Origin of the sequence: Spirillospora sp. NPDC046719 (assembly GCF_040645715.1) — a bacterium.
In the GTDB taxonomy this organism is placed as follows: Bacteria; Actinomycetota; Actinomycetes; order Streptosporangiales; family Streptosporangiaceae; genus Spirillospora.
On the sequence record NZ_JBEYYT010000075.1, the window covers coordinates 1 to 13,434 of the forward strand.

A 13,434-nucleotide genomic window follows, 5' to 3' on the forward strand; every position below is an offset into this window, starting at 1 on the left:
CGGGGCAGTGCGGCGCGACCTCAGCCCGTCCTCCAGGACGGCCTGCTGGGCGACGACCTTCTCCAGGTAGGTGTTGCCACCGTCGTTGGCGCTCATCTTCTCCTCGTCGGGTATCCCGTGGCGTCGACGGGCGGGGCCGGCCCGAACTCGTCGGCGCAGGCTCCGGCCAGCGTCTCGATCCCCGCGGCGACCTCCACGTCCGCCCGCCAGCGGGCCGGGAGTGCCCCGGTGCCGTGCATCGCGCCGACGAGATCGCCGCAGATCGCGCCGGTGGAGTCGCTGTCGCCCGAGTGGTTCACGGCGAGCAGCAGCCGGCGGGCCGCCTCGCCTTCGGACGGCATCGGGACGAGGGCGGCGTAGACGGCGATGGCGAGCGCCTCCTCCCCCGTCCAGCCCGCGCCGAGCGTCTCCAGCCGCTCGGGCGACGGCGGTCCGCCGCGCCGGGCCAGGTCCACGGCGGCGTCGAGGGCCGCGGACGTCTCGCCGTGCCCGTCCTGCGTCTCGAGCTGCTCGCGGGCGATGTCGAGGGCCTCCGGCAGGCCGCCGCCGCGCACCAGCACCCACACCGTCGCGGCGAGGACGCCCGCCGGGAGGTGGCCGCTGGGATGGCCGTGGGTGAGCGCCGCCGCGTCCCGGCCGATGCGGAACGCGCTCTCGGCACCCCCTCCCCACGGCGGGAAGCCGCAGGGCGCCGCCCGCATCACGCCGCCGCAGCCCTTCGAGTCGTTGATGGGCTCGTCGACCGTCCCGAGCGGCGAGCCGGACCGCTGCCGTGCCGCCGCCTTCAGCAGGGCGGAGATGGTGCTGCGGCCCGGCCCGCGGCGCGCCATCAGCGCGTGCTCCGGCTGCGGGAACCGCCAGATACCGCCCATCCCCTGGTCGGGGAACACCTCCCCTTGGCCTTTCAGCCACCTCAGGTACGACTCCTGGAGCATGCCCATCGTGGCGCCGCCGATCCCGCGCTCGCGGGCCCGCAGGAAGTTCTCGACCAGCGCGTTCGCGGTGAACATCGTCAGCTGCGTGTCGTCGGTGATCGCGCCGGCGCCGAAGCGCTCGTCGACGAAGCCGGTCACCCCGTCCGGGCCGTGCCGCGCCCGGATCCGGTCGAGCGTCAGCCCCTCGACGGGCGCGCCGAGCGCGTCGCCGATCGCGCCGCCGAGCAGGCACCCGTGCAGCCGGTCCGGGTCGGGGTGCGCCGGGAAGCGCGGCGGCGGAGGCGGGGAGAAGGACGGGGGCGGGGAGGCAGGGGGTGGCGGCGGGGAGGAAGGGGGTGGCGGCGGCACGGACGGCGGCGGCATGGCGGACACTTTAGTGCGCGGTGAACCTTCCGCCCCGGTCCGCGCGTATCTCCCGCCGTGGCAACGCAACCGCGGCAGGCGCCCGGGATCGACCGGCCCGTCCTCCTGACGGCGGCGCTCGCGGCGTCCCTGCTCGTCCTCGCGCTGGTCATACGGCTCGGAGGGTCGCTCGGAGCCGCCGCCGCGCCCGGGCTGTCGGAGGCCGGCGCGCTGACCGAGACCGGCCTCACCGTCGCCAGGCTGGGCGTGAACGCCGCATCCACCGCGACGGTCGGCTGGCTGCTCGCCGCCGCCGTGTACGTCCCGGCGACGGACACCGCGCGCCGGTGCCTGCGGGCCGCGTCGCTGAGCGCGCTGGCCTGGGCGCTGTGCACGCTCGCGCTCGCGGCGTTCAGCGTGTCCGACCTGTTCGGGATCGGGCTCACCGGGATCAGCGGCGACATGCTGCGGACGTTCCTCCTCGACCTGCCGCAGGGCCGGGCACTGGTCCTCGTCTTCGCGGCCGCCGCCGCGCTCTGGTGGGCGGCCCGGCTGCGCGCCGCCCCCGGCGCGGCCGGATACCTGCTGCTCGGCGCGCTCGCCGGGCTCATGCCGCCGCTGTTCACCGGCCACGCCGCGACCGGATCCCACCACGCCCTCGCCGTCTACAGCCTCGCCGCCCACATCGCGGGCGCGTCGCTGTGGATCGGCGGGCTCGTGGCGCTCGTCCTCCTCGCGCCGGAGATCCGGGACCGGCTGCCCGGCGTCGTGGAGCGGTACAGCGGGCTCGCGCTGGTCGCGTTCACCGTCGTCGGGGTGAGCGGCGCGGTGAACGCGTGGATCCGGCTCGGCGGACCGCACCTCGGGTCGCGCTACGGCGCGCTGGTGGCGGCGAAGGCCGCCGCGCTCGTCGCCCTCGGCGCGATGGGCTGGTGGCACCGCCGCGCCACGATCCCGGTACTGGCGTCGGCGCCCCGGCCGTTCGTCCGGCTCGGGTCGGCGGAGATCGTGGCGATGGCCGCGACGATGGCGCTGGCGACCGGCCTGTCGCGGACCCCGCCGCCCGAGGTCTCGCCCGGCACCATCGACGCGGTCGCCCTGCGGCTCGGCTTCCCGCTGCCCGGTCCCTCCGGCGTCGGCGCGTACCTGACGCACTGGTGGATCGACCCGTTGTTCCTGGTGCTCGTTCTCACCGGGGCCGTCCTGTACGGGTTCGGGGTGTTGCATGCGGGGAGCTGGCCTGTTCGCCGTAGCGTGGCGTGGGCAGCGGGATTGAGCGTCCTGCTGTTCGCCATGGGCAGCGGCATCGCTCGTTACAGCATGGTCCTGTTCAGCGCCCACGCCTTGCAGCACGTACTGGTCGGAGTGGTCACCCCCATACTGCTCCTGTATGGACGTCCCTCACGGCTCGTACCTGCGGGCTCGCTGCTCGCCGCCGTCCTCGACAGCCGGGGCGTGCGGTTCCTCAAGGAGCCGGTTGTGTCCTCAGCGCTGTTCCTGCTGAGCCTCTATGCGTATTACGTCTCGCCTCTGTTCGGTGCATCGCTCGCCAACCATGCGCTGCACTCGCTGGCCATGGCCTGCTTCCTCGGCATCGGCCTCGCGTTCTTCAGCGGCGCGCGCGTGCCGCTCGTCCTGCCGCTGCTGCTGGTCGCGGCCGGGATCGTCCTCATGCTGGACGGGACCGTCCTCGGCGGCGGCTGGTACGAAGGTCTCGGACGCCGCTGGGGCGCCGCTCCCCTGGACGACCAGCACGCGGGCGCCGCGCTCCTCTGCGCCGCCGCCGCGCCCGCCGCGCTGTTCCACCTCGTCCGGCGGCTCCGCCCCGCGGCACGGCTCCGCCCCGCGGCACGGCTCCGCCCCGCGGCACGGGTCCGGCTCACACGACGAGGACGATCTTCCCCGCCACCCGCCCCGTCTCGCTGAGCCCGTGCGCCTTCGCCGCCTCGTCCAGCGGCAGCACCTCGTCGACCACGGCCCGCACCCCGCCGCGGACGGCGTCGGCCAGGTCCGCGCCGGACGGGGTGAAGCCGAACTCCACGAACCGCAGGCCCCGCTCGTCCGCCAGCCGCCGCACCTCCGTCCGGTCGGGGCCGGTGCCGCGCACGTCGACGAGCAGCCCGCCGGGCTTCAGCGTCCGCAGCGACCGGGGCCCGTAGTCGCCGGCGATCGGGTCCAGGACCACGTCGACGTCCCGGACGGTCGCGGCGAAGTCGTCCGCCGTGTAGTCGACCAGCTCGTCGGCGCCCAGCCCGCGCAGGAACGCATGCTTGGCGGCCCGTGCCGTGCCCGTCACGTGCGCGCCGCGCGCCTTGGCGATCTGCACGGCCAGGTGCCCGACCCCGCCCGCCGCCGCGTGCACCAGCACCCGCTGCCCCGCGCCCACCCCCGCGACCCGGACGAGCGGCTGCCACGCCGTCAGCACGGCGGTCGGCAGCGCCGCGGCGTGCACGAGGTCCAGCCCGTCCGGGACGTGCGCGAGCCGCTCCTGCGGAACCGCGACGAACTCCGCGTACGCCCCGTTCGGCGGCAGCGCGTTGCCGAACACCGCGTCGCCCGGCCGGAACGCGGCCACGCCGCCGCCGACGGCCTCGACCACGCCCGCGACGTCCAGCCCGAGCGTGAACGGCGGCTCCCCGAACCTCCGCACGGCGCCCGAGCGGATCTTCCAGTCCGCCGGGTTCACCCCGGCCGCCGCTACCCTGACCAGCACCTCGCCCGGTCCCGCGTCCGGTCGCGCGACCTCGGCGACCTCCAGCACGTCCGGACCGCCCCACGTCCGCTGCCGCACAGCACGCATCTCCGGCACCCTTTCCGCGGTCACCCGACCGCACGGCGTCCATGCTGGAGGAGAACGGTATCCGTTGTGAAGAAGGCACCTGTTTGATATCCAGGTACCTTATGGATACCGCCTCGCACGACCGCCGGCCCCTCGTCTACCGCCACGACTGCCCGTCCCGCACGGTCATCGAGGTCCTCGCCAACAAGTGGACGCTCTACGTGCTCGCCGCCCTGCGCCGCGCCGACGGGCCGATGCGCTTCAACGAGCTGCGCCGCACGCTCGACGGCATCACCCAGAAGATGCTCACCCGGACCCTGCGCGCCCTCGAACGCGACGGCCTGGTCAGCCGCACCGTCTACCCGACCGTCCCGCCGCGCGTCGAGTACGGCCTCACTCCGCTCGGCGCCGAGGTCGGCCACCTGACCGGCGCCATCGCCGACTGGGCCCTGACCCACGCGCCCGACGTCCTCACCGCCCGGGAGTCCTTCGACGCCCGTCCCGAGCCCGCGCCGCTTGACCTTGACGCGCACGTCAAGGCGTACGGTCGCTGACGGCCACCGAAGGAGGGTCTCCGATGCTGATCGGCGAGCTGGCCGAACGCGCCGGCGTCAGCACCCGCACGCTGCGCTTCTACGAGCAGCAGGGGCTGATCACCGCGCGCCGCGCGCCCAACGGGTACCGCCAGTACGACGAGTCGGACCTGCGGCTCGTCGCGCAGATCCGCTCGCTGCTCGCGGCGGGGTTCACGCTGGAGGAGACCCGCCCGTTCGTGGACTGCCTGCACTCCGGCCACGCGACCGGTGACGCGTGCCCCGAGCCGGTCGCGGTCTACCAGCGCAAGCTCGCCGAGATCGACGCCGAGATCCGCACCCTCGTCCGGCGCCGTGCCGACGTGGCCGCCCAACTCGCCCGGGCCTGCCCCGGGTGCACCGTCCCCCAGGAGGCGACGAATGATCACGGTGACCAGCGCGACCTTCGACGAGCGGGTGCTGAACGCACCGGGCCCGGTCCTGGTCGACTTCTGGGCCGACTGGTGCCCGCCGTGCAAGATGATCGCGCCGATCCTTGAGCAGCTCGACGCCGAACTCGGCGACCGGCTCACCATCGCCTCGCTCAACGGCGACGAGAACCCCGACATCGCCGCCCGGTACGGCGTCCTCGGCTTCCCCACGCTGACCCTCTACAAGGACGGCGAGGTCGTCCACCAGATGGTCGGCGCCAAGCCCAAGCGCCACCTCCTCGCCGCCCTCTCCCCGCACCTGTGACCCACCGGTCCGGCGGCCGCGCGGCCCGCCGCCGGGACGGCGCGTCCCGGCGGCGGATCGCGCGGCGGCTCACGCGGAGCCCCGCGAGGCGGCTCGCGGTCAGGTGAGGAACCCTTCGTAGTTGTGCTGCTGGAGCCGGCTCTCGATCTGCTTGACGGTGTCCAGGGCGACCCCGACCGCGATGAGGATCGTCGTCCCGCCGAAGGGGAACTGGTCCCCGACGTCCAGGAGCGCCAGCGCCGCCATCGGGATGAGCGCGACGAGCCCCAGGTAGAGCGAGCCGGGCGCGGTCACGCGGGTCAGGACGTGGTCGAGGTACTCGGCGGTCGGGCGTCCCGGCCGGATGCCGGGCACGAAGCCGCCGTACTTCTGCATGTTGCCGGCGACCTCCACCGGGTTGAAGGTGATCGCCACGTAGAAGTAGGTGAAGAACACGATGAGCGCGAAGAACGCGCTCATGTGCCACGGGTTCGCCTGGTCGAGATAGGGCTGGACCCGCCGCAGCCACCCCGCGTCCGGCCACAGCCGGGTGGCCAGCACCGGCAGGTACAGCAGCGACGACGCGAAGATGACGGGGATGATCCCCGCCTGGTTGACCTTGAGCGGGAGGTAGGTCGAGGTGCCGCCGTAGACGCGGCGGCCGACCATCCGCTTGGCGTACTGCACCGGGACGCGCCGCTGCGCCTGCTCGACGAAGACGACGCCGGCCATGATCGCCAGCCCGACGATGACGACGAGGGCGAAGACGAACCCGCCCTTCGCCTTGTAGATGCCCCAGAGCTGGCCGGGGAAGACGGCCACCACCTGCGTGAAGATCAGGACCGACATCCCGTTGCCGACGCCCCGCTCGGTGACGAGCTCGCCCAGCCACATCGTGACGGCCGTCCCGGCGACCATGCACACGACCATCGTGGCGATCGGGAAGACCCCCTTGTCGTGCAGGATGCCGTCCGAGCCCCGGAAGAGCTGCCCGGCGGACGTCATCGCCACGACGCTCGCGCCCTGCAGGATCGCCAGCGCGACGGTGAGGTAGCGGGTGTACTGCGTGATCTTCGTGGTGCCGGACTGGCCCTCCTTCTTCAGCGCCTCCAGCTTCGGGACGACCACCGTCAGCAGCTGCAGGACGATGCTCGCGGTGATGTAGGGGTAGATGCCGAGCGCGAAGACCGACAGTTTCAGCAGCGCGCCGCCGCTGAACAGGTCGAGCAGCCCGTACAGCCGGTCGCTCTTCTTCGCGGCGTCGGCGGCGGACTTCAGCGCGGTCACGTCCACGTTCGGCAGCGGCAGGTTCTGCCCCAGCCGGAACACGAGGACGATGAACAGGGTGAACAGCAGTTTCTTGCGCAGTTCCGGGGTCCGGAACGCGCGGGCGAGCGCGGTCAGCACGCCGCGTCCGGCCGGTGCGCGGGCAGTGTGAACCGGGCGAGCGCATGGCGCGCTCGCCGCATGGCGAAGCGGAAGATGACTGGCCTCCGTACGGGTACGCCGCAGCGTCCGCAGGACTACTGCGGCCGGTGACTGGTGAGCGTCAGGAACCCGTGCGGAGTGGAGGCCCGCGCACCTGGACGGTGCCGGTGCGGACGGACGCCGGGACGACCGTGCGCGACCGGGCGGCCGCGACACGGACCCGCTGCAGCGCCAGATCGGGAGCGGCCGACGGCAGGGCCGCGTGCTGTCCCGGCTTCTCGCCGGAGACGAACCCGAGGCGCTTCCACAGGTGGACGTCCGCCGCGGAGAACCGCGGCCAGGCGGGCGTGGAGCGGCGGTCCCGGACGGGCGAGGCCGCGAGGCCCCGCGAGCCCGTGCCGCTCGCGGCCGCCGCCGTCCCGATCCGGACGATCTCGACGGCCGCCGCGTTCGGGACGACGGACAGGGTGGCCGTCATGGCGAAGCCGAAGAAGCCCGCCAGCAGCATCACCAGGCGCCGCTGCCGGGAGGTGCGGTGCTCCACACCGGCCTCCCCTCGCCGCCCCGCCGCCCGTCCCGCAACCGTACAACGCCGCCGCCGGCCGGTGCGCCGAACCGGATCACCGGTTCCCGGGTCATGCGGCGGGGTCCGCCGCGGTATCCGCGGCGGGGTTTCTCGGCGAGCTCGGCGGTGGGCTTCTACGCGAGCTCGGCGGCGGGGTTCTAGACGAGCTCAGCGGCGGGCTTCGTGGCGGGCTGGAACTTGAAGGAGACGGCCTCCATCAGGGACTTGTGCAAGGTGTTCTGGAAGGCCGCGAGCCGCCACCGGCCGTCGGCGCCGCGGACGGCGGTGTTCGTCTGGAGCTTCTTCAGCTTCCCGGGGGCCTTCTTGTACGTGTCGCCCCGGGTGATGACCACGGCGCTGCCGGGCGTCGTCATGCGGATGTCGACGATCTCGCAGGCGAGCTTCGTGCCCTTCAGGAAGCTGTCGAAGAGCGCCTGGTGCGCGGTGCCGATCTCCTCGGCGCCGCGGTAGAGGGTGCCGACGTAGGTGATGTAGGTGGCGTCGGCGGTGAAGCAGGCGCCGTAGGCGGCGCCGTCGCCGCGGTCCCAGGCGTCGGTGAGCTGCTCGAACAGGGCGCGGATCGCGTCGGTGTCGGTCATGGCGGAGCCCTCCCGTGATAGCTTCTCTCTAGAAGTTTCTGCTTTGAAGATTTCTCTTCGTTGAGGAAGAGATTAAGCAGCGGGAGGCCGCATGTCAACGCCCGAGCCGGAATCGGAGACCTACCGGCGCTACCTCAGCGCCGTCATGCTGCACGGGCACGCCGGCGCCCGCGCCTGCGGGCTCGGCGCCACCGACCTGTACGCGCTGAACATCCTCGACCTCGCCGGGGCCATGACACCGGGCGAGCTGTCCGCGCGGACCGGGCTGACGACGGGGCCGACGACCCGGCTGATCGACCGGCTGGAGGAGGCCGGGTACGTCCGGCGCGTCCCCGTCCCCGGCGACCGCCGCAAGGTGATCGTGGAGCCCGTCGGCGAACCCGCGGACCTGGACCGCGTCCTCGCGCCCGCCCGCCGGCGGATCGGCGAGATCATCGGCGGGTACGCGCCCGAGCAGCGCGCGGTCCTCTTCGACTACTTCCGGCGCGCCGCCGACGCCTACCGCGAGGCCGCCGACGACCTGCGCTGACCCGCCCGCCGACGACCTGCGTCTACCGTCCCGCCGGCGGCCGGATCAGTCGCGGACGAGGCTCTCCACGCCGGCGGGAAGGTCGCCCGCCGCGCCCGCCTCCACGAGGAACGTCATCAGGAGGTCCTGGAAGGCGCGGGCCGCGTGCGTCAGGTCGACGTCCTTGCGGTGCGCCAGCGCGATCGTGCGGAGGAGGCCGGGCCCGTGGTGGCCGCGCCGGGCCTCCTCGTCGGCCAGGACGAGCGGCGTCCCGCGCAGGCCCGGACGTCCCGCGAGGACCATGCTCGGGACGACCGCGACCCCGAGGCCCGCCTCGACGAACCGCAGGACGGCGTCCATCTCGCCGCCCTCGACGGCGAACCGCGGCTCGAACCCGGCCGCGCGGCACGCGCTGATCGTCGCCTCGCGCAGGTCGTAGCCCGACCGGAACATCACCAGCGGACGGTTGCGCAGGTCCTCGATGCGGAGGTAGGAGCGGCGCGGCATCTGCACCGCCCTGGCGTCGCCGTCGTCGGTGCCCACCGGGGAGGCCACCACCAGGTACTCGCGCAGTATCGGGCTGGTGTCCAGCGGCGGGTCGCCGTGCAGCGGCAGGATGACCAGGGCCAGGTCGAGCGAGCCGCGGGTCAGCTCCTTCACCAGGTCCCGCGACCCGCCCTCCTCCACCAGAAGCTGGATGCCGGGATAGGCGTCATGGAAGCGGCGCAGCACGTCCGCGAGGAGCCCCGCGCACAGCGACGGCGTGGCGCCCAGCCGCACCCGACCGCGACGCAGCCCGGTCAGCTCCTGCACCTCCAGCCGCGCCGTGTCCACGTCGGCCAGGATGCGCTTGGCCAGCGGCAGCAGCGCCTCCCCGGCGGGCGTCAGGGTGATGTTCCCGCGCGCGCGAGAGAAGAGGGGCGCGTTCAGCTCGGTCTCCAGCGCGCGGATCTGCTTGGACAGCGACGGCTGCGCCACCCGCAGGAGCTCCGCGGCCTGCGTGAAATGGCGAACCTCCGCGACCGCGACGAAGTAGGCGAGCTGCTGTAACTGCATCCTGCACAGAGTACGGGCCTGCCCCGGCGCCGCCCGCGACCGCCTGGGCCGTTAGCGCGCGTGCCGGCGCAGGGCCTGGAGGTCGTGGACGATCAGCCGGCGCCGGCCCGTCTCGATCCAGCCGTGCCGCCGCAGCGTCCGCAGTGCCTTGCTGACCGCCTCCCGCGACGCGCCGACCCACCCGGCCAGTTCCTCCTGGGACAGGTTCAGCGTGATCCGGACGCTCTGCCCGCTCTGCCCGCCGGCCCGCCCGCCCGCGCCCGCGCGGCCCTCGTAGGGCTGCCCGAACCGCTCCGCCAGCTCGACGAGGCGCTGCGCCACCCGGCCCGTCGCGTCGAACATGCCGAACTCGACGCGCTTGCGGTCCGCGTCGCGCCAGCGCTGGCACAGCATCCGCATGATGATGATGGACACGCGGCCGTGCGCCTGGAGGAACGCCATGAACTCCTCGGCCGTGACGGCCAGCGCGCGCGCCGGCTCCAGCGCGGCGACGGTGGCGGAGCGGGGCAGCCCGTCGATCGCGGCGACCTCCCCGAGCAGCGCGCCCGGGCCGCGCACCGCGAGCAGCGCCTCGCCGCCGTGCTCGCGGTAGGAGAACGCCTTGACCCGCCCGCTCAGCAGGACCGCCACCCAGCTGGACCGGTCCCCCTCGACGAACAGCGTGTCCCCCCGGGCGAAGTCGCGGACGCGGCCGCGGGATTCCAGGTCGCCGCGTTCCTCCGGGGTCAGCTCGGCAAGGAACGAACCCGGTTCGAGGGGGCTCATGCCCACCACGCTAAGGGGAACCCGGCGGCGCGAGTCCCGGGGGATAATCACGAATTTGTCACGCGTTGTGTGCACTCTTCCCTATTCAGCGGGACGGGCGGGCGCCAGGGTTGATCGCGGCGTGTGCGGCCGGCGGTCGCCCGCGCCCGGCTTGCGCGGAGGCACGGTGGACAGGGGCGCCGTGCCCCCGGCGGCGAGCACGGCGTTCATGGAGGCACGGCGTTCATGGGCACGGCGTTCACGGGGGCGCACGGCCTTCATGGAAGCACGGCGTTCATGGGGAACGGCGGAACGGCGGGCGGCGGTCCGGGGGCATCGCCGCCCGCCGTCGCCGCCCGCCGTCCCGGGCGCCGTCCACCGGTCAGGCGGACGGGGTGTCCTGCCCCTTCTTGACGATGCCGAGCTTGGTGCCGAGCCACACGACCGGGTCGTACTTGCGGCCGACGACCCGCTCCTTCATCGGGATCAGCGCGTTGTCGGTGATCTTGATGTGCTCGGGGCACACCTCGGTGCAGCACTTGGTGATGTTGCAGAACCCGAGGCCGTGGTCCTTCGCCGCGATCTCACGCCGGTCCGCCTGGTCGGCCGGGTGCATCTCCAGCTCCGCGATCCGCATGAGGAACCGCGGCCCGGCGAACTCGGGCTTGTTCTCCTCGTGGTCGCGGATCACGTGGCAGACGTTCTGGCACAGGTAGCACTCGATGCACTTGCGGAACTCCTGCGAGCGCTCGACGTCCTCCTGCTGCATCCGGAACTCGCCCGGCTTCACCTCGCCCGGGTCGAACGAGGGGATCTGCCGCGCCTTCTCGTAGTTGAACGACACGTCCGTCACGAGGTCGCGGATCACGGGGAACGTCCGGATCGGGGTGACGGTGATCGTCTCGTCCTCGGTGAAGGTGGACATCCGCGTCATGCACATCAGCCGCGGCATGCCGTTGATCTCCGCCGAGCACGAGCCGCACTTGCCGGCCTTGCAGTTCCACCGGACGGCGAGGTCGGGCGCCTGCGTGGCCTGCAGGCGGTGGATGATGTCGAGGACGACCTCGCCCTCGTTCACCTCGACCGTGTAGTCCGTCAGCTCGCCCGCACCGTCGTCGCCGCGCCAGACCTTGAACTTGGCCTCGTAGCTCACTGCTCGCCCTCCTCGTCGTCCCCAGCGGCGCCCGCGGCGGTCGCATCGGTCTCCTCGTCCGTCTTCGCGACCGCGTCCGCGGAGGGCGCCCCCTCGGACGCCGCCGCGCCCTCGGACGCCTCGGCCGACGCCTCCGGCGACACCGGCTCGGCGGCCACGTCGGCCGGCAGCTCCTCGGCCGTGAGGTACTTCTTCAGCTCGTCGGTCTCGAACAGCCCCAGCAGGTCCTCGCGCATCGGCACCATCGGCTGGCGCGTCAGCTCGACGTGCGGGGACGACGGGTCGCCGGCGAGGCTGCAGACCAGGTTCACCTTCCGCCACTCCGCCGACATCTGCGGGTAGTCGTCGCGGGTGTGCCCGCCGCGGCTCTCCTGCCGCTCCAGCGCCGCCTTCGCGACCGCCTCCGACACCAGCATCATGTTCCGCAGGTCCAGCGACAGGTGCCAGCCCGGGTGGTAGCCGCGCCCGTCGTCGCCCACCGCGACCGGCGTGACGCCGACGTTGGCGACCCGCTCGCGGAGCTTGCCGAGCGCCTCGATCGCCTGCTGCAGCTCCGCCTCCTTGCGGATGATGCCGACCAGGTCGTTCATCGTCTGCTGCAGTTCGGCGTGGACGGCGTAGGGGTTCTCGCCGTCCTCCCGCTCGAACGGCGCGAGCGCCTCCGCGACCGCCGCCTCGACCTCCGACTCCGGGACGCTCGGACGCTCGGGCAGGGCGTCGATGTACTCCGACGCGCCGAGCCCGGCCCGGCGGCCGAAGACCAGCAGGTCGGATAGGGAGTTGCCGCCGAGCCGGTTCGAGCCGTGCATGCCGCCCGAGACCTCGCCGGCCGCGAACAGCCCCGGCACCTTCGCCGCGCCGGTGTCCGGGTCGACCTCGACGCCGCCCATCACGTAGTGGCAGGTCGGGCCGACCTCCATCGGCTCCTTGGTGATGTCGACGTCCGCCAGCTCCTTGAACTGGTGGTGCATCGACGGCAGCCGCCGGACGATCTCCGCGGCGCCGCCCGGCATCCGGTCGACGACGGTGAGGAACACGCCGCCGTGCGGCGATCCCCGGCCGGCCTTCACCTCGGAGTTGATGGCGCGGGCCACCTCGTCGCGCGGCAGCAGCTCCGGCGGCCGCTTGTTGTTGTCGGGGTCGTCGTACCAGCGGTCGCCCTCCTCCTCGGTGGTGGCGTACTGGTTCTTGAAGACCTCGGGGACGTAGTCGAACATGAACCGCCGGCCCTCGGAGTTCTTGAGGACGCCGCGGTCGCCGCGCACCGACTCGGTGACGAGGATGCCCTTCACCGAGGGCGGCCAGACCATGCCGGTCGGGTGGAACTGCACGAACTCCATGTTCAGCAGCGTCGCGCCGGCGAGCAGCGCCAGCGCGTGCCCGTCGCCGGTGTACTCCCAGGAGTTCGAGGTGACCTTGAACGCCTTGCCGATGCCGCCGGTCGCCAGCACCACCGTGGGCGCCTCGAACACCACGAACTTCCCGGTCTCGCGGACGTAGGCGAACGCGCCGCAGATCCGGTCGCCGTCCTTGAGCAGCCGCGTCACGGTCGTCTCGGCCCACACCTTGAGCCGGGCCTCGTAGTCGCCGTGCTCGGCGTGGTCCTCCTGCTGCAGCGCGACGATCTTCTGCTGCGCGGTGCGGATCAGCTCCAGGCCCGTCCGGTCGCCGACGTGCGCCAGCCGCGGGTACTCGTGCCCGCCGAAGTTCCGCTGGCTGATCTTGCCGTCCTTGGTGCGGTCGAACAGCGCGCCCCAGTGCTCCAGCTCCCAGATGCGCTCGGGCGCCTCCTTGGCGTGCAGCTCGGCCATCCGCCAGCTGTTCATGAACTTGCCGCCGCGCATGGTGTCGCGGAAGTGCACCTGCCAGTTGTCGTTGGGGTTGACGTTCCCCATCGCGGCGGCGGCGCCGCCCTCCGCCATCACCGTGTGCGCCTTGCCGAACAGCGACTTGGAGATGATCGCGGTCTTCTTGCCCTGGAGGCGGGCCTCGATCGCCGCCCGCAGCCCGGCGCCGCCGGCACCGATCACCACGACGTCGTAGGCGTGCCTCTCGATCTCAGTCATGATCCTTTGGCC

The 13,434-nt window shown here is 73.0% G+C and carries 14 protein-coding genes; 5 read left to right on the forward strand and 9 right to left on the reverse strand.

Translation table 11 applies throughout. The features are described 5' to 3' along the window. Positions 1-92: 92 nt before the first annotated feature. Positions 93-1,298, reverse strand: coding sequence for an ADP-ribosylglycohydrolase family protein (locus ABZ914_RS15755; RefSeq protein ID WP_500193602.1), 1,206 nt, complete (start codon positions 1,296-1,298; stop codon positions 93-95). 57 nt (positions 1,299-1,355) lie between these two features. Between ABZ914_RS15755 and ABZ914_RS15760 the strand changes: the two genes are divergently transcribed. Further along, entirely contained in the window at positions 1,356-3,203 is a 1,848-nt protein-coding gene (locus tag ABZ914_RS15760; protein WP_500193603.1) for a bifunctional copper resistance protein CopD/cytochrome c oxidase assembly protein, read from the forward strand. On the opposite strand, the gene ABZ914_RS15765 is transcribed toward ABZ914_RS15760, so the two are convergent. Further along, positions 3,157-4,077: an NADP-dependent oxidoreductase gene (locus ABZ914_RS15765; RefSeq protein WP_500193604.1), complete on the reverse strand. Its 921-nt coding sequence runs from the start codon at positions 4,075-4,077 to the stop codon at positions 3,157-3,159. The genes ABZ914_RS15760 and ABZ914_RS15765 overlap by 47 nt on opposite strands. A 101-nt stretch (positions 4,078-4,178) precedes the next feature. Between ABZ914_RS15765 and ABZ914_RS15770 the strand changes: the two genes are divergently transcribed. The 3 genes from ABZ914_RS15770 to trxA are packed head-to-tail and all read left to right on the forward strand — an operon-like array spanning position 4,179 to position 5,324. Beyond that, a complete protein-coding gene (locus ABZ914_RS15770) occupies positions 4,179-4,610 on the forward strand; it encodes a winged helix-turn-helix transcriptional regulator (protein ID WP_190865507.1) in 432 nt (143 codons plus the stop codon). 23 nt (positions 4,611-4,633) lie between these two features. Then, positions 4,634-5,128 (forward strand): MerR family transcriptional regulator, encoded by a 495-nt coding sequence (locus ABZ914_RS15775; RefSeq protein ID WP_500193605.1) that lies wholly within the window; start codon positions 4,634-4,636, stop codon positions 5,126-5,128. Next, the gene (gene trxA, locus ABZ914_RS15780; protein ID WP_190865512.1) at positions 5,010-5,324 is read left to right on the forward strand and encodes a thioredoxin; all 315 of its coding nucleotides are present in this window, start codon (positions 5,010-5,012) and stop codon (positions 5,322-5,324) included. Before ABZ914_RS15775 ends, trxA begins: the two co-directional genes overlap by 119 nt. Positions 5,325-5,423: 99 nt before the next feature. Here the strand turns inward: trxA and secY are convergent, their stop codons facing one another. The 3 genes from secY to ABZ914_RS15795 form a co-directional block, all read right to left on the reverse strand. Further along, positions 5,424-6,710, reverse strand: a complete 1,287-nt coding sequence (gene secY / locus ABZ914_RS15785; protein ID WP_500193606.1) for a preprotein translocase subunit SecY — start codon at positions 6,708-6,710, stop codon at positions 5,424-5,426. Between the two features lie 142 nt (positions 6,711-6,852). Next, entirely contained in the window at positions 6,853-7,275 is a 423-nt protein-coding gene (locus ABZ914_RS15790) for a hypothetical protein (RefSeq protein ID WP_500193608.1), read from the reverse strand. 179 nt (positions 7,276-7,454) lie between these two features. Next, positions 7,455-7,895: an SgcJ/EcaC family oxidoreductase gene (locus ABZ914_RS15795; RefSeq protein ID WP_500193609.1), complete on the reverse strand. Its 441-nt coding sequence runs from the start codon at positions 7,893-7,895 to the stop codon at positions 7,455-7,457. 91 nt (positions 7,896-7,986) lie between these two features. Between ABZ914_RS15795 and ABZ914_RS15800 the strand changes: the two genes are divergently transcribed. After that, on the forward strand, positions 7,987-8,424 hold the full coding sequence (locus ABZ914_RS15800; RefSeq protein ID WP_190865521.1) for a MarR family winged helix-turn-helix transcriptional regulator: 438 nt from the start codon (positions 7,987-7,989) through the stop codon (positions 8,422-8,424). A gap of 45 nt (positions 8,425-8,469) precedes the next feature. On the opposite strand, the gene ABZ914_RS15805 is transcribed toward ABZ914_RS15800, so the two are convergent. From ABZ914_RS15805 to ABZ914_RS15820, 4 genes are all read right to left on the reverse strand, one after another. Next, the gene (locus tag ABZ914_RS15805) at positions 8,470-9,459 is read right to left on the reverse strand and encodes a LysR family transcriptional regulator (RefSeq protein WP_500193610.1); all 990 of its coding nucleotides are present in this window, start codon (positions 9,457-9,459) and stop codon (positions 8,470-8,472) included. A gap of 51 nt (positions 9,460-9,510) precedes the next feature. Further along, positions 9,511-10,224, reverse strand: coding sequence for a Crp/Fnr family transcriptional regulator (locus ABZ914_RS15810; protein WP_500193611.1), 714 nt, complete (start codon positions 10,222-10,224; stop codon positions 9,511-9,513). A 361-nt stretch (positions 10,225-10,585) separates the two neighbouring features. Then, on the reverse strand, positions 10,586-11,356 hold the full coding sequence (locus tag ABZ914_RS15815; protein WP_190865526.1) for a succinate dehydrogenase/fumarate reductase iron-sulfur subunit: 771 nt from the start codon (positions 11,354-11,356) through the stop codon (positions 10,586-10,588). Continuing rightward, entirely contained in the window at positions 11,353-13,422 is a 2,070-nt protein-coding gene (locus ABZ914_RS15820; protein ID WP_500193612.1) for a fumarate reductase/succinate dehydrogenase flavoprotein subunit, read from the reverse strand. Before ABZ914_RS15820 ends, ABZ914_RS15815 begins: the two co-directional genes overlap by 4 nt. Positions 13,423-13,434 lie beyond the last annotated feature (12 nt).

Coding starts and splice junctions, on each gene's coding strand:
- ABZ914_RS15755 (WP_500193602.1), bottom strand. CDS start 1,298: ATGCCGCCGCCGTCCGTGCCGCCGCCACCCCCTTCCTCCCCGCCGCCA.
- ABZ914_RS15765 (WP_500193604.1), bottom strand. CDS start 4,077: ATGCGTGCTGTGCGGCAGCGGACGTGGGGCGGTCCGGACGTGCTGGAG.
- ABZ914_RS15770 (WP_190865507.1), top strand. CDS start 4,179: ATGGATACCGCCTCGCACGACCGCCGGCCCCTCGTCTACCGCCACGAC.
- ABZ914_RS15775 (WP_500193605.1), top strand. CDS start 4,634: ATGCTGATCGGCGAGCTGGCCGAACGCGCCGGCGTCAGCACCCGCACG.
- trxA (WP_190865512.1), top strand. CDS start 5,010: ATGATCACGGTGACCAGCGCGACCTTCGACGAGCGGGTGCTGAACGCA.
- ABZ914_RS15795 (WP_500193609.1), bottom strand. CDS start 7,895: ATGACCGACACCGACGCGATCCGCGCCCTGTTCGAGCAGCTCACCGAC.
- ABZ914_RS15800 (WP_190865521.1), top strand. CDS start 7,987: ATGTCAACGCCCGAGCCGGAATCGGAGACCTACCGGCGCTACCTCAGC.
- ABZ914_RS15805 (WP_500193610.1), bottom strand. CDS start 9,459: ATGCAGTTACAGCAGCTCGCCTACTTCGTCGCGGTCGCGGAGGTTCGC.
- ABZ914_RS15810 (WP_500193611.1), bottom strand. CDS start 10,224: ATGAGCCCCCTCGAACCGGGTTCGTTCCTTGCCGAGCTGACCCCGGAG.
- ABZ914_RS15820 (WP_500193612.1), bottom strand. CDS start 13,422: ATGACTGAGATCGAGAGGCACGCCTACGACGTCGTGGTGATCGGTGCC.